This window comes from Janthinobacterium sp. BJB301 (assembly GCF_002735685.1).
Lineage (GTDB): Bacteria > Pseudomonadota > Gammaproteobacteria > Burkholderiales > Burkholderiaceae_D > Janthinobacterium > Janthinobacterium lividum.
Map to the genome: position 1 here is coordinate 33,566 of NZ_PDZJ01000005.1, position 19,371 is coordinate 52,936.

Sequence of the window (19,371 nt, forward strand, 5' to 3'; positions counted from 1 at the left end):
AGTATGCTGCCGCCTTGCGCGGAGAAACTATCTGCTCCATGCCTAAATTTTCTTGAAGATTGCATATCCCGTATGAGTATCAACGTATGAGCACAGGCACGACCGGAATCGAGTTAAAGACCCAACGCCGCAGCCTGGCTGAATTCGTCGAGCTGGTCTCGTCGATGCGCTTTGCCATCAGCCTGCTGACCTTGATCGCCGTAGCGTCCATCATCGGCACCGTGCTCAAGCAAAATGAGCCCATGCCCAATTATGTGAACCAGTTCGGCCCGTTCTGGTTCGCCGTCTTCGACAAGCTGAGCCTGTACTCCGTGTATTCGGCCTGGTGGTTCCTGGTTATCATGGGTTTCCTCGTCGCCTCGACTTCGCTGTGCATCGTGCGCAATGCACCGAAGATGCTCAAGGATATGCGCAGCTGGCGCGACAATGTGCGCGAACAATCCCTGCGCAATTTCCATCACAAGGCGGAATGGCAGGCGCCGCTGCCGCGCACCGTGCTGGCGCAGCAGATGGTGATGCGCCTGAAAGACGCAGGCTACGCGGCCAAGGTGGTCGAGAAGGACAACGCCACCCTGGTCGCCGCCAAGCGGGGCGCGGCCAATAAATGGGGCTATATCTTTGCCCACGGCGCCATCGTCATCATCTGCGTGGGAGGCTTGCTCGATTCGGAAATGCCGATCCGCGTACAGCAATGGTTCTTTGGCAAGACGCCGTTTTCCGGCAGCGGCGTGATCGCCGACATTCCCGCCCAGCACCGCCTGAGCCTGTCGAACCCCACTTTCCGCGGCAACACCATGATCCCGGAAGGCGCGTCGAGCAACACGGCCATCATTCCCCAGGCCGATGGCGTGCTGATCCAGGATTTGCCCATCACCATCCTGCTGAAAAAATTCCACATCGATTTCTACAGCACGGGCATGCCGAAACTGTTCGCCAGCGATGTCGTAGTGACGGATCATGAAACAGGGAAAAGTTTCCCGGCAACCATCAAAGTCAACCAGCCGCTGCTGTACAAGGGCCTGGCCCTGTACCAGTCCAGCTTTGAAGATGGCGGCAGCAAGCTCAAGTTGACGGGCTTTCCCATGACGGGCAAGACGACGAAACGCTTCGATATCGGCGGCGAAGTGGGTGGCAGCACGCCGCTCGAGCGCAGCGATGGCAATTCCTACACGGTGGAATGGTCGGGTTTCCGCCCGTTCAACGTGGAAAACCTCAGCGCCGGCCAGGACGTGCGGGCCGTCAGCAAGGCGGAAAGTTTCAACGATAAGTTTGCCGTCGGCCTGGACAAGCGCCTCGGTTCGGCTGCGAAAAACGCGAACAACAAGGATCTCAAGAACGTCGGTCCTTCGGTGCAATACAAATTGCGCGACAAGACGGGCCAGGCGCGCGAGTACCAGAACTACATGCAGCCGGTCACCGTGGATGGCACGACGGTGTTCCTGGCCGGCATGCGCGTCAACCCCAGCGACCCGTTCAGCTATCTGCGCATTCCCGCCGATGACAATTACAGCGTGAACGAATGGATGCGCTTGCGTGCCGCGCTGCAAGATCCCGCGCTGCGCCAGCAGGCCGCCACGCGCTATGCGGCGCGAGCCATGCCGCAACCGGGCGCGGAAGCCCTGCGCGGCCAGTTGCAGGAATCGGCGGCGAAAAGCCTGGGCATCTTTGCCGGCAATGGGCAAGAGGGCGGCTTCCTCGCCATTTCGCGCTTCCTGGAGAAAATTCCTGCCGCCGAGCAAGAAAAAGCGGCCGATATCTTCATGAAGATACTGAATGGCAGCCTGTGGGATTTGTGGCAGGCGGCGCGCGCCCAGGATGGCTTGAAAGCCATCGAGGCCGATGACAAGCATGGCCGCTTCCTGCAACTGGCCACGAATGCGCTGTCCGACAGCTTCTTCTATGGCGCGCCCGTGTATCTGCAACTCGACGACTTCACGGAAATCAAGGCGTCCGTGCTGCAGGTGACGCGTTCGCCGGGCAAGAGCGTGGTCTACCTCGGCTGCCTGTTCCTCGTGATCGGCGTGTTTTCCATGTTTTATATCCGCGAGCGCCGCCTGTGGGTGTGGATCAAGGATGGCGAGGGCGGCAGCGATGCCTTGATGGCCATGAGCACGCAACGCAAGACGCTGGATTTTGAAAAAGAATTTGAGAACTTGAAGGCAAAGCTGCCGCAATCGGCGTAAGCTGCGCTGTGTCTGGGACGCTTGCGCGTCGCCTGCAATGGAGAAAATGATGGAATTGGCAAACAAGCAAATATATACGCAGGAACCGGGATTTTTCAAGCGCCTGAGCCTGATCGATTGGCTGTATGGCGCCGGCTTGCTGGCCGCATCCCTGTTCGGCCTGGTGCGCTTTGGCGCCTTCATGGATATCTATGAAAAAGCCATCTTGCTGGCCGCGGCGCCCACGTTCGCGTGGCTGGGCTGGTACTGGAAGCCCGTGCGCTGGCTGATCCCCGTGGCAGCCGTGCTGTCGCTGTTCGCCATCGAGCTGTACGCTGGCCACTTGGAGATGGCGAACCAGAAATTCTTCCTGAAATATATCTTGTCGAGCCAATCCGCCATCTTGTGGATGGGCACCCTGTTCGTGCTGTCGACCCTGTTCTACTGGATCGGCCTGGTGGCGCGCTCGGAATTCGGCTCGTCCGTCGGCTCCCTGCTGTGCTGGGCCGGCGTCGTGCTGGGCCTGACGGGCATGCTGGTGCGCTGGTACGAGTCTTACCTGATCGGTGCCGACGTGGGCCACATTCCCGTGTCGAACCTGTATGAAGTGTTCATCCTGTTTTCCTTGATCACGGCCATGTTTTACCTGTACTACGAGCAGCATTACGCGACGCGCCAGCTGGGCGCCTTCGTCATGCTGGTCATTTCCGCGGCCGTCGTGTTCCTGATGTGGTACACGGTCACGCGCGACGCGGCCGAGATCCAGCCGCTGGTGCCGGCCCTGCAAAGCTGGTGGATGAAGATCCACGTGCCGGCCAACTTCATCGGCTACGGCACCTTCGCCCTGTCGGCCATGGTGGCGGCGGCGTATTTGCTCAAATCGAGCGGCTACCTGGTCGACCGCCTGCCGTCGCTGGAAGTGCTCGACGACGTCATGTACAAGGCCATTTCCGTGGGCTTCGCTTTCTTCACGGTAGCGACCATCCTGGGTGCCCTGTGGGCGGCCGAGGCGTGGGGCGGCTACTGGTCGTGGGACCCGAAAGAAACGTGGGCGCTGATCGTCTGGCTCAACTATGCAGCCTGGCTGCACATGCGCCTGATGACGGGCTTGCGCGGCCGCGTCGCCTCGTGGTGGGCGCTGGTGGGCTTGCTTGTGACGACCTTCGCGTTTTTGGGCGTGAATATGTTCCTTTCTGGATTACATTCTTACGGCAAGCTTTAATTGTTTTTTGCATGACAGAAGCGTCATGAACGGCCCGGGAAAACTGGTGTAAGGTACAAACAATCACCTTTTCCCGGAGCCGCCATGTTGATCAAGCGCAGTCCCAACGGCATTGAGTTGCCGTATTCTTCCGAAATCACGCCGCGTGCCGTGTTTGAATCGCGCCGCAGCTTCATCAAGCAAATCGCCCTGGGCTCCGTGTCCAGCGCGGCCTTGCTGGAAATGGCCAGCCGCGAAGCGTTCGCGCAAGGCACCAATCCCAAGCTGGCCGCCAAACTGAATCCCGCCTATTCGGCGCTGGAAAAGCAGACGGCGTATAAAGACGCCACCAGCTACAACAATTTCTACGAGTTCGGCACGGACAAGAGCGACCCTGCGCAAAACGCGGGCACCTTGCGCACGCGGCCATGGACCGTCAGCATCGAGGGCGAAGTCAAGAAGCCCATGACCCTGGACCTCGACGCGCTGCTGAAGCTGGCGCCGCTGGAGGAACGCGTGTACCGCTTGCGCTGCGTGGAAGGCTGGTCGATGGTCATCCCGTGGGTCGGTTATTCCTTCTCGGAAATCATCAAGAAGGTCGAGCCGACGGGCAATGCGAAGTACGTGGAATTCATCACCCTGGCCGACAAGAAGCAGATGCCAGGCGTGGGCAGCCGCGTGCTGCAGTGGCCCTATACGGAAGGCTTGCGCATCGATGAGGCGAATCATCCGCTGGCGCTGCTCACCCTGGGCATGTATGGCGAAACCTTGCCGAATCAGAATGGCGCGCCCGTGCGCATGGTGTTGCCGTGGAAATATGGTTTCAAATCCGCCAAATCCATCGTCAAGATCCGATTCGTCAAGGAGCAGCCGCGCACCTCCTGGAATCTGTCGGCGCCGTCCGAATACGGTTTTTACTCGAACGTGAATCCGAACGTCGATCATCCGCGCTGGTCGCAAGCTTCCGAGCGGCGCATCGGCGAAGACGGTTTTCTCACCCGCAAGCGCAAGACCCTGATGTTCAATGGCTACAACGATGTCGCTTCCTTGTACGCGGGCATGGACTTGAAGAAGTTCTTTTAAGGAAAGACCATGGCCTTCAACCCCACGCCGAGACAATTGTCGCTATTCAAAAGCCTGATCTTCTTGCTGGCGCTGCTGCCGTTCGCGCGCATGGTCTGGCTGACGTACACGGGGCAACTGGTGGAGCCGCTGGAATTCATCACGCGCGGCACGGGCGACTGGACCCTGTATTTCCTGTGTATCAGCCTGGCTGTCACGCCCTTGCGGCGCCTCACGCAATGGAATTGGCTGATCAAGCTGCGGCGCATGCTGGGCCTGTTCGCCTTTTTCTACGCGGCGCTGCACTTCACCACTTTTTTATGGTTTGATCACTTTTTCGATGTGCAGGAAATGTGGAAGGATGTGCTCAAGCGTCCGTTCATCACGGTGGGTTTCATCGCTTTCGTGCTACTGATTCCGCTGGCCGTGACGAGCACGAACGGCATGGTGAAACGCCTGGGGGGCAAGCGCTGGCAGTGGCTTCACCGCTTGATCTATGTCATCGCGCTGCTGGGTATCTTGCACTTCTGGTGGATGAAGGCGGGCAAGAATAATTTCGCGCAACCGATCCTGTTCGGCAGCATCGTCGCGCTACTGCTGTTAATACGCGTGTATTTCGCCTGGGTCAAGCGGGAGAAGAGCGCCAGGGCGGCCAAGGCTGCCACCCCGGTACGCTCGGCTTAGGTTGCTGGCACGATCACCGGTGGCGGCGGCACGGGCGCCGGTTCGACCGGGCCTTTGGCTGGCGCGCCCTTGGCCGCTGGCGGCTTGGGCAGGTACAGGGGGCCAGGCTGGCCGCAGCCGGCCAGGACGCTAGAAACCACAATGGCGGTGCCGATATAAAACGCTGAGGATGACTTCACGATTAGAATCACGGTTTGATTAAGATCTTTGGAGTGTAGCATGAGCGAATCGGAATTCCTGGCCCTGGCCGAAGCCACCCTGACCCAGATCGAGGCGGCGCTGGACCGGCTGAACGATGAAGACGTGCTCGACGTCGAATGCAGCCGTAGCGGCAATGTGCTGGAAATCGAGTTCATCGATAACGGCACGAAAATCATCGTCAACAGCCAGGCCCCCATGCGCGAAATGTGGGTGGCCGCCCGTTCCGGCGGTTTCCACTACAAGCGCGTGGGCGACGAGTGGATCAACACGCGCGACAGTTCGGAACTGTTTGCGGCTTTGTCGGCCATGGCCAGCGAGCAGGCGGGGGCGGCAGTTGTATTGAAGTAAGTGTTTGAAGTGATGCATGAAAAATGGGCAGCCTTTGCGGGCTGCCCATTTTTTGTGGTCCAGTCTCGGGTAGGTCGGGTTAGGCCGCAGGCCGTAACCCGACACCACCACCGGCGCCAACGATGTTGTCGGATGACGCGCTTGCGTGCTAATCCGACCTACCCGGCCTACGTGTTTAAAATAGCTCGTTCTTCACAGCCTCTTTCGCCTTCTCTTCCTCCGGCGTGCCGCGCGCCGCGCCTTCCAGGCTGCCCACGCCCGTGCCCGGTGGATTTTCCGCATAGTAATACTCGTCGCCCACGTGGATCAGGCCTTCCGGCACGGCGCGTTCCTCGACGGGGATGCTCTTCAGGGCTTTCGCCATGTAGCTGATCCAGATCGGCAAGGCCAGGCCGCCGCCCGTTTCCCGGTTGCCCAGGTTGCGCGGCTGGTCGTAGCCGATCCAGGCGATGCCCACCAGCTTGGCCTGGTAGCCGGCGAACCACGCGTCGATGGAATCGTTGGTCGTGCCCGTCTTGCCGGCCAGGTCGGGACGCTTCAAGGCCATGGCCTTGTTGGCCGTGCCGAAGCGCACGACGTCGTTGAGCATGCTGTTCATCATGAAGGCGTTGCGCTCGTCGATGACCCGGTTGGCTTCCTCGCCCGCCAGGTCCGGCTTGGCTTGCGACAACACATTACCGTCGCTATCGGTCACCTTGGCGATCAGGTACGGGTTGATCTTGTAGCCGCCATTCGCGAACACGGCATACGCGCCCGCCATCTGCAGCGGCGTCACGTTGCCGGCGCCCAGGGCCAGGGTCAGGTACGGCGGGTTCTTGTCCGCGTCAAAGCCGAAGCGCGTCGCGTATTCCTGGCCATACTTGGCGCCGATCTTGTGCAGGATGCGGATGGAAATCATGTTCTTCGATTTCATCAAGCCTTTGCGCATGGTCATCGGACCATCGTATTTGCTGTCGTAGTTCTTCGGTTCCCACGCCTGGCCGCCCGTCTGGCCCGCGTCGAACGAGATCGGCGCATCGTTGATGATGGTGGCCGGCGACAGGCCCCGCTCCAGCGAAGCGGAATAGATGAAGGGCTTGAAGGCGGAACCTGGCTGGCGCCACGCTTGCGTGACGTGGTTGAACTTGTTGCGGTTGTAATCGAAGCCGCCCACCATGGCGCGAATGGCGCCGTCCGTGGTGCTGGCCGAGACGAACGCCGATTGCACTTCCGGCATTTGCGTCAAGACCCAGGCGTTGCCTTCTTGCATGACGCGGATCACGGCGCCGCGCTTGATGCGGCGGTTCGGCGCCGCTTTTTCCGACAGCCAGGCCGCGCCGAAGGTCAGGCCGGGGCCCGTGATCGTGATTTCCTCGCCGGCCGACGTGACTGCCTGCAGCGATTTGGGCGACGCTTGCAGCACCATGGCGGCGATGATGTCGTCGCTGTCCGGGTGGTCGGCCAGTTCCGTCTCGATCGCGTCATCCGCTTCGGCCTTGGTTTTCGGAATCTCGATATACGCTTCCGGGCCGCGGTAGCCGTGGCGTTTCTCGTAATCCATCACGCCCTTGCGCAAGGCGATGTAGGCGGCGTCCTGGTCCGCCTTGGTGATGGTGGTGTAGACATTCAGGCCGCGCGTGTAGGTGTCTTCCTTGAATTGCTCGTAGACCAGCTGGCGCGCCATTTCCGACACGTATTCCGCGTGCACGCCAAAGGCGCTGCTGTCGGTTTTCACTTTCAGCTCTTCATTCTTGGCTTCCGTGTATTGCTCTGGCGTGATGTAGCCCAGCTGCGCCATGCGCTGCAGGATGTATTGCTGGCGCATGCGCGCGCGTTTCGGATTGACGACGGGATTGTAGGCCGACGGCGCTTTCGGCAAGCCGGCCAGCATGGCCGCTTCGGCCACGGTCAGGTCCTGGATGTTCTTGCCGAAATAGATTTGCGCGGCCGAAGCGAAGCCGTAGGCGCGCTGTCCCAGATAAATCTGGTTCATATACACTTCGAGGATCTGGTCCTTGCTGAGATTTTTCTCGATCTTCCAGGCCAGCAAGACTTCATACGCCTTGCGCTTCAGGGTCTGTTCGCTGGACAGGAAGAAATTGCGCGCCACCTGCTGCGTGATGGTCGAGGCGCCTTGCTTGGCGCCGCCCGTCAGGTTGTGCAGGGCCGCGCGGGTGATGCCCAGGTAATCGACGCCGCCATGTTCATAGAAGCGGTCATCCTCGATGGCCAGCACGGCTTTCTTCATGACATCGGGAATATCCTTGATGTGCACCATGTTGCGGCGCTCCTCGCCGAATTCGCCGATCAGCACGCTGTCGGACGTGAACACGCGCAGCGGCATCTTTGGCTTGTAATCGGTCAAGGTATCGAGCGCCGGCAGGTTCGGATAGGCCATGGCCAGGCCAAAGACCACCAGCAAGACGCCGACGATGCCCAGGCCCAGCAGCGATGCCAGGGCCATCAGCAGGAAACGTTTGGGTTTGCTGCCCTTGGTGGGCGGCTTCGAGCCAGCGGGGCCAGCGGATTTTGAAGATGTCATGCGTCGTATGTCTTTCGGTTAATTATGCCGGCCAATTATAAGCGAGCTTGCCGGGGTGGCAGCGCGCTGTGGCGCTTGCCGGGGGGAGTGTCGAAACTTGCCGATACTCTATATAAGCGTGTATTGGCCCGCTGGCAACCAGGATTTGGTAACAATTATTCTGCGCCAGATCACGGCCCGGCCAGATAGGCGCCGCGCGCAGCACACTCCGGCGTGAAATCCGTTTACAAGCCAGCGCTGCCGGGACTAGGCTTTCGGATGGCAGGAACCCTTCCCACGCGGACGTTTCTCTATGAAAAACATGTCCATCAGCAATTTTCTTGGCACCAGCTTGCTGGGCGTCGACATCGCCGACGATGCCGTGCGCGTCGTCGAGTTGAGGCGCCGGCGGGGAAAGCTGTCGTGCCGGCATTGCGGCGCCGCCACGCTGGCGCCCGGCGTGATACTGGAAGGTAATGTCGAGGACATGCTGGGCCTGGCCGATGCCCTGCGCCAGGCACACCGCGACAGTGGCAGCGCCTGCACGCGGGTGGCGCTGGCCATGCCGGCCACGGCCCTGATCACGCATGCGATCCGCTTGCCCGCCGGATTGGCGGAAGAACAGCTGGAAATCCTCGTGGAACTGGAAGCGGCGCAATACATGCCGTTCGCGCTGGAAGACGCCAGCCTGGATTTTTTCATTCTCGGCCCCGCGCCGCCGCTGCCCGGCACGGCAGGCAAGGAGGTCGACGTGCTGCTGGTGGCGGCACGGCGCGCCAGCGTGCAGCGCCGTCTCGATGCGGCCAGGGCGGCGGGCCTGCTGGCCGTCGTCATGGATAGCGAGGCGCTGGCCTTGCAGGCGGCGCTCGCGCAGGGTGGCTGGCAAGCCTTGCCCGACGGTGGCGTGGCGTACCAGCTGGCCTGGGGCCTGGCCTTGCACCGGTACGCCCGATGACGGTCCGGGGGCAAGTCCAGCGCATCAACCTGTTGCCGTATCGCCCAGCGGCACGGCGCAGGCGTATTCAGCTGCTGCTGGGGCAACTGGCGGGCGGGGCGCTGCTGGGATTGCTATTGGCCCTGGCGACAGGCGCTTGGCAGCGGCACGAGCTCGACGCGCAGCTGCGCCGCCAGGAGGGCTGGCGCAGTGCCATGCAGCAAGTCGATGCCGTCCTTGCCACCAGCAAGCGGGTGCAGGGCGAGACGGCGGCGCTGCTGCTGCGCCAGCAGGCCATTGCCAGTTTGCAAGAACAACGCAATGCCTGGGTGCGCATGCTGGACGCGCTGGCCCGGGCGATGCCGGCCGGCGTGGCCTTGCACAGCGTGCGCCAGGAAGCGGCGATGGTGCGTCTGCAGGGGCAGGCTGCGTCGCAGGACAAGGTCGCGGCCCTGCTGCTGGCGCTGGAACAGGCGGCGCCCTGGTCCCGGCCGGAATTGGTGGAAGTGCGACTGGAAGTGCGCGGCGCGGCCGATGGCGCCGTGGAATGGACGGTACGGCTGGCTTTGGCACCTAGTCCTGGAGGTTGATCATGCTGAGCTTGAAGACTGCATCGCTGTGGCCGCTACCTGCGCGCCTCGCTTGTGCTGCCCTGGCCGGTACGCTGGTGGCGGCCGTACTGCACCTTGCATGGCTGGATGGCCTGAGTGTTGCCGTGCAGGCGGCGCAAGGCGAGCAGGCCCGCTTGCGCGCCGCCTATCTGTCGGCGCAGGCCAGGGCGATGCAGTTGCCGCAATGGCGCGCACAGCAGCGCCAGGCCGGCGCCGAACTGGCCCTGCTGGAACAGCAACTGCCCGACCAGCAGGCGATGGCGTTGCTGTTGACGCAGATTAATGCCGCAGGCCAGTCGCGCGGGCTGCAATTTTCCCTGTTCAAGCCCGGTGCGGCCCAGCCGCAAGCGCCCTATGTCGCCTTGCCGATCGCCATACAGTTGCGCGGCGGCTACCACGCCATGGGCGCGCTGCTGGCGGACCTGGCGCGCCTGCCGCGCATCGTCACGGTGCATGGGCTGGCCTTGACCCTCGGCAAGGATCGCTTGCTGACCCTCGATGCCGTGCTGCACGCGTATCGCTTGCCCGCAGCGGGGGAGCGGTTGGCACAAGCGGCTTTGGCCCCCAAGGCCGGCGCGCCGGCAGCGGCGCCGGCATGGCGTCCGCTTGCCGCTGTCGCGCCGCATCCCTACGAGGCCGCCGCCTTGCCCGATCCTTTTAATGCATTGCCACCAGCGTCCGAGCCCGGTCAGCGGGGTGGCGTGGCTGGGCCCGACCCACGCCGTGTGCGCGAAGCGCTGGAAAGCGTGGCCTTGACGGCCATCAGCATGGTCGGCAGCGTGCAGCAGGACGGGCGTCTGAGCGCGCTGCTGCTGGCGGGCCAGCGCGTGTACCGGGTAGCGGTGGGCCAGTACCTGGGGCAAGATCACGGCGTGGTGACGGGTATCAGTGAACAGGCTGTGCAGTACCGTGAATTGCTGCGCGAGGCGGATGGTCCCTGGCGCGAGCGGCGCGGCAGCCTGGCCTTGCAGTTGGCGGGGGCGGGGCCGAAGGCCAGCGTGCCCGAGGCGGCGCCATGAGGCCGCGCCGCATGCTCCTGGCCGCCCTGCTGTGTCTGCATGCCTGCGGGTTTGCCCGGGAGGCCGTGGTGCACGTGTCGGCCCCGCGCCTGTATGCGGGCGAGAAGATTTCCGTCGACTTCCAGAACGTGGGCGTGCGCGCGGCCCTGCATATCCTGGCCGATGCGTCGGGCCAAAACATCATCGCCAGCGATAGCGTGGCGGGCAATGTGACCCTGCGCCTGCGTGACTTGCCGTGGGACCAGGCGCTCGACGTGCTGCTGCAGGCCAAGGGCCTGGACATGCGGCGCAATGGCAACGTGCTGTGGATCGCGCCGCGCGAGGAAATGCTGGCGCGCGAAAAACTGGAACTGGAACAGCGCGCGCAGATCGCGGAACTGGAGCCGTTACAGTCGGCCATCTTCCAGCTCAATTACCAGAAGGCCGAAGCGTTCCGCACCGTGTTCGGCCTGGACGCGGGGGAAGGGCGCAGCCGGCTGCTGTCGCGCCGTGGCAGCGTGCTGATCGAGCCGCGCACGAATCAGCTGTTCGTCACCGACGTGCCGGCGCGCCTGGAGCAGATCCGTCAACTGATCGCCAAGACAGATATTGCGACACGGCAAGTAATGATCGAGGCGCGCATCGTCGAGGCGAACGACAGTTTCAGCCGCAACCTGGGCGCGCGCCTGGGCTTTACGGACCAGCGCCTGGCGGCGGGCCAGCTGCCCGGTTTTTCCCTGGGCGGCAGCGGGCGCCGCGCGGCCATCGGCGGCAGCTACCAGGGCGTGGGCGAGGCGACGGGGCAAACGGTGGCAGGTAGCGGCGTCTTCGTGCCGAACACGCAATTCGTCAACTTGCCAGCCGCCAGCATCAATGGCTTGCAGCCGGCCAGCTTCGCCCTGAGCCTGTTTTCGGCGGCCGCCAATCGCTTCCTGAACCTGGAACTGTCCGCGCTGGAAGCGGACGGCAGGGGCAAGATCATTTCCAGCCCCCGCGTGGTGACGGCCGACAAGGTGCTGGCGCTGATCGAGCAAGGCATCGAACTGCCGTACCAGGTGGCCACCAGCAGCGGCGCCACGTCGATCACGTTCCGCAAGGCGAACCTGCGCCTGGAAGTGACGCCGCAGATCACGCCGGACGGCAACGTGGTGCTGGAAGTGGATGTCAACAAGGATAGCGTGGGCCAGGAAACCCGTTCCGGCTTCGCCATCGACACCAAGCACGTGCGCACGCAGGTGATGGTGGAAGACGGCGGCACGGTGGTGCTGGGCGGCATCTATCAGCAATCCGAACGGGGCACGGACAGCAAGGTGCCGCTGCTGGGCGACATCCCCGTGCTCGGTGTTTTTTTCCGCAGCACGGGCCGCAGTCAAGAAAAAACGGAACTGATGGTGTTTATTACGCCGAAAATAGTGGCAGATCGGCCAGCAACACGTTAATGTCACATCTTTACGTTTAAGTAACAATGCAAACGAAAGCGGACTGATGGCGACTATGCGGAATGTATCTTGGGGCAACACTTATTGGAGTCGGGTATCGAATTGGCTGGTCTTGCTGGCGCTGGGCACCTTGCTGGCCGCGTGTGGCGGCGGTGGCGGCGATCCCACCATCGATGGCGGCAGCAGTGGCGGCACGACGGGTGGCGTACCGGCGACAGTGAGCGTCAGCTTGCTCAATGCGAATGGACAGGCCAGCAGTACCGTCAGCGTCAACGCGCCCTTGACCGCCCGGGCACAGGTGCTCGACAAAAATGGTGCGAGCGTGGCAAATGCCCTGGTGACGTTCGCGGTGGATAGTTCGCTGGCTGTGCTGGCACCAGCTACCGCCTTGACCGATGCCAAGGGTATTGCCAGCGTGACCATGCGCCCCGCCACTAGCGCGGCCAGCGGCGCTGGAAAAGTGACTGCCAGCGTGACCACCGCCGCAGTCACTGTCAGCGGTGAAGCCAACTATCAGATTTCGTCCAGCGTGGCCTCGAAGGCCAGCATCGGTATCGCCTTGCTGACTGCCTCGGGCAGTGCCAGCAACGCATTGTCGAGTTCCGCTCCTTTGACGGCGGTGGCCATCGTCAAGGACCAGGATGGCAAGCCGCTGCCGGACGCCTTGGTGGTGTTTGCAACGGATAATGCCCTGGCCACGCTGTCGCCCTCTGCCGGCACGACCCTGAGCGATGCCAAGGGCGAGGCGCGCGTGATCCTGCGGCCAGTCAGCCTGGCAGTGGGCGGCGCGGGCACCCTGACGGCGGCCGTCGTCATGAATGGCACGACTTCGACCAGTGCCATCAACTATGTCGTGGGCGCAACAACCCTGACATTTGGCAACATTGTCTTTGAAACGCCGTCCCTGGAGGCATATGGTTCGACCCAGGTATCGCTGGATGTGTTGTCTGGAAGCGTGAAATATACGGACCAGAGCCTGGCCGTGAACTTCACTTCCTCCTGTGTCACGGCTGGCAAGGCCACCTTCGCGCCCGTGGTGCAAACGGCCAACGGCAGTGCGCGCGCCGTCTACCGCGATCTCGGTTGTGGCGTCAACGATGTCATCTCCGCCACTGCCAGCGGCGTTTCGGGCAGCCGCAGCGCGGTGCTGCCGATCGCGGCGCCACAGGCGGCCTCGGTCCAGTTCTATTCGGCCATTCCTGCCGACAAGTCCATCGTCATCAAGGGTGAGGGCGGCCTCTTGCGCAGTGAAACGGCCACCTTGAAATTCCGTGTTTTCGATACCTTCAATAATCCCTTGCCGGGCTTGAAAGTATCGTTCTCGAAAGCCGATCCGAATGCGGAAGTCGATCTCAACCCCGTTTCGGGTACTACCGATGCCAATGGTGAAGTGACTACCAGCGTCAGTTCCCGTTCTACCCCCTTGTCTTTCCGTATCCGTGCCACGCTCGACGGCAAGGGCGTGTCGACCCTGTCCGATTCCATCGTGGTCTCGACGGGGACGCCGGTGCAGAAGGCGTTTTCGCTATCCATCAGCGACAGCAATGTCGAAGGCCTGGACGTCGACGCCAACGGCAGCGCGGCCTCGGCCTCCGTGACGGTGGCCATGGGCGACAAGTTTGGCAATCCCGTGGCCGACGGCACGCCCGTTGCCTTCCAGGCCAACGTGGGCGTGGTGGGCAGCGCAAGCAAGGGCGGCTGCAATTCCGTCAACGGCGCTTGCTCGGTGGATTTCCGTGCGCAGCAACCGCGCGTGCCAACGCCGAATACGCCAGCCACCGTCTGCAACGGCCCGCTGGGCAGCAGTGACAGCACCCGCGCTGGCGTGGGTACTATCTGCGCCAGCACCAGCGACGGCAGCGCCACCCCCATCTTTGCCAAAATCAACTTCTTTATCAGTGGCAGCCGTCCGGCGACGACCATCCTGAACGGCAACCGGACTTTGACGACGGGAAATGATATCAACGACCTGGGCGACGTGAACTGGAACGTACCCAAGGTGTTTACCTTGCAGATCAATGACATTAACAACAATCCCATGCCCAGCGGTACCACGGTGGAAGTGGCCAATATCGTGCGCGCGGCCAGTGGCGGCGTCTCGCCATCGACCGTGCAAAAGACCTTCCCCTCAACTGCCAGTGCGCCGCCCCTGTATCAGGGCACGAGTCATCTCGTCACCATCAGCAGCCCGTCGGGCGTGCCATGTACTCCCGGGGTGGCGACATTCAATGTCAATATCACCACGCCGCATTTACTAACTACCAGCTATCCGTTTAAACTGACGTTCACATGCCAATAATGGAGTCACAGGGCGACAACAGCAAGACAGGGTTGTCGCCTGAGTGAAATGCAAATAGTGTCCGAAATTTCCAACAGTAATATCTTTCTTGTCGGCCTCATGGGCGCAGGCAAAACCACGATCGGGCGCATCCTGGCCCGCAAGCTGGGCTTGCGCTTTGTCGATTCCGACCACGAAATCGAGGCACGCACGGGAGCGACCATTCCGTGGATCTTTGAAATCGAGGGCGAGGCCAGCTTTCGCCGGCGCGAGGCCGAGGTCATCCGCGACCTGAGCGCCCAGGAAGGCATCGTCATGGCCACGGGCGGCGGGGCCATCCTCAACGCCGACAGCCGCGCCTACCTGAAGGAGCGGGGAACGGTCGTCTACCTGCGCGCCAGCGTCAGCAACATCCTCGCGCGCACCAGCCACGACAAGAACCGACCCCTGCTGCAGACGGCGGACCCGCGCGGCAAGCTGGAAGAATTGACGTCGCAGCGCGAGCCCCATTACATGGAAGTGGCCGACATTGTGATCGACACGGGCCGTCCTAACGTACAATCGATGGTCCAGACCATCCTGATGCAGCTGGCCAGCCTCGAATGCGAGGCCTCGCCCAACTGCGTCATTCATGCAGAGCCTTCGATGAACGAGCAATCCAAAATGTTGTTGAGCGTAGACCTCGACGAACGCAGTTATCCGATCGCTATCGGTCCTGGCCTCCTGGCCGACGCCGACGCGCTGCTGCGCCATATCAGCGGCCACAAGGTGGCCATCGTCACCAACACCACCGTCGCCCCCCTGTACCTGGGCCGCCTGCAGGCGGCGCTGGCCAGCGATGGCCGCGAAGTGATCAGCATCGTCCTGCCGGACGGCGAAGAATATAAAAACTGGGCCAGCCTGATGCAGATCTTCGACGCGCTGCTGGCCAACAAATGCGACCGCAAGACCACTCTCGTGGCGCTGGGCGGCGGCGTGATCGGCGACCTGACCGGCTATGCTGCGGCCAGCTACATGCGCGGCATCGGCTTCGTGCAGGTGCCCACCACCCTGCTGGCGCAGGTCGATTCATCCGTTGGCGGCAAGACGGGCATCAACCACCCGCTGGGCAAGAACATGATCGGCGCCTTCTACCAGCCGCGCGCCGTGATCGCCGACACTTCGACCCTGGAAACCCTGCCGGCGCGCGAGCTGTCGGCCGGCCTGGCCGAAGTGATCAAGCACGGCGCCATCATCGATGCGGCCTTCTTCGACTGGATCGAGGCGAACATGGCCAAGCTGATGGCGCGCGACAAGGGCGCCCTGGCGTATGCGATCGCCCGCTCGTGCGAAATCAAGGCCGACGTGGTGCGCCAGGATGAGCGCGAAGGCGGCTTGCGCGCCATCCTGAATTTCGGCCACACCTTCGGCCACGCCATCGAGGCGGGCCTGGGCTACGGCCACTGGCTGCACGGCGAAGCCGTCGGCTGCGGCATGGTGATGGCGGCCGACCTGTCCTGCCGCATGGGCTATATCGACCAGGCGGCCGTGGAGCGCGTGCGCAAGCTCGTCGCCGCCGCCGGCCTGCCGATCAAGGCGCCGGACCTCGGTGTCGAGCGCTGGCTGGAACTGATGGAAGTGGACAAGAAGAACGAGGGCGGCGCCATCAAGTTCATCTTGCTCAAACCCTTGGGCAGCCCGAACATCACCTCCGCGCCGCACGAACTGGTGCTGGCCACCCTGGCCGCCGGAGTGCAATAACATGCTGCCAGAAGACTTCCTTGCTCCCTACGCAGCTCACTCGGCACAGGGGCAGGGACGTCGCTTTGCCGAGGCGCCGCACGCCTCGCGCAGCCAGTTCCAGCGCGACCGCGACCGCATCATCCACTCCTCGGCCTTCCGCCGCCTCGAATACAAGACCCAAGTTTTCCTCAATCACGAGGGAGACCTATTCCGCACGCGCCTGACGCACAGCCTGGAAGTGGCGCAGGTCGGCCGCTCCATCGCGCGCAACCTGCGCCTCAATGAAGACCTGGTGGAAGCCATCGCGCTCGCGCATGACCTGGGCCACACGCCGTTCGGCCATGTGGGCCAGGACGTGCTCAATGAGTGCATGCAGGAGCATGGCGGCTTCGAACATAACCTGCAAAGCCTGCGCGTGGTCGACACACTGGAAGAGCACTACGGCGCCTTCGACGGCTTGAACCTGATGTTCGAGACGCGCGAAGGCATATTGAAACACTGCTCGCTGGCGCATGCGCGCGAACTGGGACCCGTGGCGCAGCGCTTCATCGACCGCACGCAACCGACCCTGGAAGCACAGCTGACCAACTTGGCCGATGAAATCGCCTACAACAGCCACGATATCGACGATGGCCTGCGTTCCGGCCTGATCACCATCGACCAGCTGGAAGAGGTGGAATTCTTCGGCCGCCTGTGGCGCGAGGTGCAGCAGGCGTTTCCCGGCCTGTCGGGCCGCCGCGCCATCTATGAAACCCTGCGCCGCCTGATCACGGCGCTGGCCGACGATCTGATCGTCACGTCGAATGCCCTGATTGGTGACGCCGCTCCCCGCGACGTCAGCGAAGTGCGCGCCAGTCCCCCGTTGATCCGTTTTTCGGATGCCATGCGCCGTGATGCGACGGAGCTGAAACGCTTTTTAAGGGCGAACCTGTACCGCCACTACCAGGTCAACCGCATGCGCGTCAAAGCGAGCCGCATCGTGCGCGAACTGTACGACAGCTTCATGGCCGAGCCGGCCCTGCTGCCGCCCGACTATCAACTCAGGGATGGCGACGTCACGCAGCAGGCGCGCAAGATCGCCGACTACATCGCCGGCATGACGGACCGCTACGCGATCCGCGAGCACCGCCGGCTGTATTCTCTGGATGAGTTGTAGGTCGGGTTAGCCGGAACGGCGTAACCCGACACCACCACTATCCCTGCCAACAAGGTTGTCGGATTACGCGCCTGCGCGCCTCGGCGGCCCCGCTAATCCGACCTACTCCGCATTTCCGGTCCTGTCAATTGGCATGATCATCTAGGTCCCCGCACTATCACCCCAATACCCCCGCAGCGCCTTCTTTTCTATCATGGCAGCAAGTCAACAAGGGCTTGCCGCCCATAGTCAAGGAGAGTGCCATGATTGAATCGCGCCGCAGTTTCTTGCGCGCCTTGCCAGCCGTAACCATCGGGGCGGCCATCGCGCCGCTGCCCAGCAAGGCGGCCACCAAGGGCGAAGGCGGCCAGCGCTGGGCGATGGTGGTCGATGTGCAGAAGTGCATCGGCTGCCAGGCTTGCACGGTCTCCTGCATCATGGAAAACGCCGTGCCGGAAAACAGCTTCCGCACCGTCGTCTCGACCTATGAAGTCAAGGAAGAGAACCGTTGCGGCACCTACATGCTGCCGCGCCTGTGCAACCATTGCGCCAATCCCCCCTGCATTCCCGTCTGTCCCGTGGGCGCCACCTTCCAGCGCAAGGACGGCGTCGTCGTCGTCGACGGCGACCGCTGCGTGGGCTGCGCCTACTGCGTGCAGGCATGCCCGTACGACGCGCGTTTCATCAACCACGAGACGGGCAAGGCCGACAAATGCACGTTCTGCGCGCACCGGGTCGACGAAGGTTTGCTGCCGGCCTGCGTGGAAACCTGCGTGGGCGGCGCGCGCATTTTCGGCGACTTGAATGATCCGGAAAGCCTGGTGCACCAGCTGCTCACCGAGAACAAGGTGAAGGTGCTGAAACCCGAGCAGGGCACCCAGCCCCACGTGTTCTACCTGGGACTGGATACGCGCTTCGCCGGCCACGTCGAGGGCGAAGCGACTCTTTGGCAACCGAGCAAACACGGGAAATAAACCATGGACAGCCACATCACCGAAATTGTTAACGTCACGCGCGAAGCGGCATGGCTGCCGTGGGCGGTGCAGTATTTTTTCCTCATCGGCCTCAGTTATGGCAGCTTCATGCTGACCTTGCCGTACTTCGTCTTCGGCCGCAAGGCGTACGAACGCCTGGGGCGCATAGCGCTGCTGGCGTCCCTCGTCTGCGGCATGACGGCGCCCGTGGCGCTGCTGGCCGACTTGCACGGGCCGGGCCGCTTCTATCACTTCTATCTTTACTTCCAGCCGCAGTCGTGGATGTCGTGGGGCGCGTTCTTCATTCCCCTGTATCTGGGCTGTTTGATGCTGTACGCGTGGCTGGCGCTGCGCGTGGACTTCGCTGCGCGGGGACAGGGCCAGGACCGTTTGGCCTTTGCCTATCGCCTGCTGGGGCGCGGTGGCGCCGCATCGCGCAAGGCCATCATTGCCGCTGCCGCCTTCACCTTGCTGGCCGCCTTTGTCGTGGGCCTGTACACGGGCATGGAAGTGATGGTGGTGCGTGCCAGGCCCCTGTGGTTCACGCCTTTCCTGCCGGCGCAATTTGCCGCCACGGCCTTTGTCGGGGCGGTGGGCCTGGCGCTGCTGTTCAACCGCTTCCTGCCGGGCCGCGACCAGGCGCTGGAGGTGTCCTTGAACCGCGCGCTGGCCCTGTCGCTGGCGCTGGTGCTGGCGCTGGGCGGCGGCTGGCTGTTCGTCAGCCTTTCCGGCGTGAGCGCCAGCCACAGCATGGCATTCACCCAGGTGGCGGGCATGCCGCAATGGCAGTTCACCGCAGTCTGGGCCGTGCTGTCGTCCATCGTGCCGATGGCCCTGGCCATCTGGCGCCCGGCCAGCAGTGGCCTGGTCAATGGCCTGATCGCGCTGCATAGCGCCTGGATGATGCGCTGGACGATTTTCATCGGCGGCCAGACGATCCCGAAGACGGGCGCGGGCCTGTACGACTACCACTTGCCGATGGGGAACGATGGCTTGATGGGGATTATCGGCACGGCCGGCCTGTGGATCGCGCTGCTGTTGCTGATGCTGGAATTTTTGCCATGGGCCGGACGCGTCGTCGCTGCACGCCCCCGTCCTGCCATGGCCACGCACTGAGGAGTC

General features: G+C 62.7%; 15 protein-coding genes and 1 pseudogene. 14 read left to right on the top strand and 2 right to left on the bottom strand.

Translation table 11 applies throughout. The features are described from left to right. Positions 1-86: 86 nt before the first annotated feature. The 4 genes from CSQ91_RS24250 (at position 87) to CSQ91_RS24265 (ending at position 5,109) form a co-directional block, all read left to right on the top strand. Positions 87-2,183, top strand: coding sequence for a cytochrome c biogenesis protein ResB (locus CSQ91_RS24250; protein WP_034778297.1), 2,097 nt, complete (start codon positions 87-89; stop codon positions 2,181-2,183). Between the two features lie 49 nt (positions 2,184-2,232). Further along, positions 2,233-3,384 (top strand): c-type cytochrome biogenesis protein CcsB, encoded by a 1,152-nt coding sequence (ccsB, locus tag CSQ91_RS24255; protein WP_034778299.1) that lies wholly within the window; start codon positions 2,233-2,235, stop codon positions 3,382-3,384. A gap of 84 nt (positions 3,385-3,468) precedes the next feature. After that, positions 3,469-4,446 (top strand): protein-methionine-sulfoxide reductase catalytic subunit MsrP, encoded by a 978-nt coding sequence (gene msrP / locus CSQ91_RS24260; protein ID WP_034778301.1) that lies wholly within the window; start codon positions 3,469-3,471, stop codon positions 4,444-4,446. Positions 4,447-4,455: 9 nt separating this feature from the next. After that, positions 4,456-5,109 carry a sulfite oxidase heme-binding subunit YedZ gene (locus CSQ91_RS24265; protein WP_099389852.1) on the top strand — a complete coding sequence of 218 codons (654 nt, stop codon included), beginning with the start codon at positions 4,456-4,458 and terminating at the stop codon, positions 5,107-5,109. Here the strand turns inward: CSQ91_RS24265 and lptM are convergent. Beyond that, positions 5,106-5,288, bottom strand: a complete 183-nt coding sequence (gene lptM, locus CSQ91_RS24270; protein WP_034778304.1) for an LPS translocon maturation chaperone LptM — start codon at positions 5,286-5,288, stop codon at positions 5,106-5,108. The two genes, CSQ91_RS24265 and lptM, sit on opposite strands and share 4 nt — an antisense overlap. Positions 5,289-5,328: 40 nt before the next feature. Here lptM and cyaY point away from each other — a divergent pair, with 40 nt between their 5' ends. Beyond that, positions 5,329-5,658 carry an iron donor protein CyaY gene (cyaY, locus tag CSQ91_RS24275; protein WP_034778305.1) on the top strand — a complete coding sequence of 110 codons (330 nt, stop codon included), beginning with the start codon at positions 5,329-5,331 and terminating at the stop codon, positions 5,656-5,658. A gap of 175 nt (positions 5,659-5,833) precedes the next feature. On the opposite strand, the gene CSQ91_RS24280 is transcribed toward cyaY, so the two are convergent. After that, entirely contained in the window at positions 5,834-8,179 is a 2,346-nt protein-coding gene (locus CSQ91_RS24280; RefSeq protein WP_046681678.1) for a penicillin-binding protein 1A, read from the bottom strand. Between the two features lie 301 nt (positions 8,180-8,480). On the opposite strand from CSQ91_RS24280, the gene pilM reads away from it, so the two are divergent. From pilM to nrfD, 9 genes and pseudogenes are all read left to right on the top strand, one after another. Then, complete coding sequence (gene pilM, locus CSQ91_RS24285; protein WP_176381619.1) at positions 8,481-9,113, top strand: pilus assembly protein PilM; 633 nt, start codon at positions 8,481-8,483, stop codon at positions 9,111-9,113. Then, positions 9,110-9,682, top strand: a complete 573-nt coding sequence (locus CSQ91_RS24290; protein ID WP_092609160.1) for a PilN domain-containing protein — start codon at positions 9,110-9,112, stop codon at positions 9,680-9,682. Before pilM ends, CSQ91_RS24290 begins: the two co-directional genes overlap by 4 nt. A gap of 2 nt (positions 9,683-9,684) precedes the next feature. Then, positions 9,685-10,722: a pilus assembly protein PilP gene (locus CSQ91_RS24295; protein WP_099389854.1), complete on the top strand. Its 1,038-nt coding sequence runs from the start codon at positions 9,685-9,687 to the stop codon at positions 10,720-10,722. A 92-nt stretch (positions 10,723-10,814) separates the two neighbouring features. Next, positions 10,815-12,140, top strand: a pseudogene (locus CSQ91_RS24300) (type IV pilus secretin PilQ); the annotation flags it as partial. A 55-nt stretch (positions 12,141-12,195) separates the two neighbouring features. Then, entirely contained in the window at positions 12,196-14,439 is a 2,244-nt protein-coding gene (locus CSQ91_RS24305) for an Ig-like domain-containing protein (protein ID WP_180278505.1), read from the top strand. Positions 14,440-14,538: 99 nt separating this feature from the next. Continuing rightward, on the top strand, positions 14,539-16,158 hold the full coding sequence (gene aroKB, locus CSQ91_RS24310) for a bifunctional shikimate kinase/3-dehydroquinate synthase AroKB (protein ID WP_034778314.1): 1,620 nt from the start codon (positions 14,539-14,541) through the stop codon (positions 16,156-16,158). Position 16,159: 1 nt separating this feature from the next. Then, positions 16,160-17,296, top strand: a complete 1,137-nt coding sequence (locus CSQ91_RS24315; protein ID WP_034778315.1) for a deoxyguanosinetriphosphate triphosphohydrolase — start codon at positions 16,160-16,162, stop codon at positions 17,294-17,296. A 242-nt stretch (positions 17,297-17,538) separates the two neighbouring features. Then, the gene (gene dsrO / locus CSQ91_RS24320) at positions 17,539-18,249 is read left to right on the top strand and encodes a sulfate reduction electron transfer complex DsrMKJOP subunit DsrO (RefSeq protein ID WP_051991383.1); all 711 of its coding nucleotides are present in this window, start codon (positions 17,539-17,541) and stop codon (positions 18,247-18,249) included. 3 nt (positions 18,250-18,252) lie between these two features. Continuing rightward, positions 18,253-19,365: an NrfD/PsrC family molybdoenzyme membrane anchor subunit gene (gene nrfD / locus CSQ91_RS24325; protein WP_099389856.1), complete on the top strand. Its 1,113-nt coding sequence runs from the start codon at positions 18,253-18,255 to the stop codon at positions 19,363-19,365. Positions 19,366-19,371: the final 6 nt, after the last annotated feature.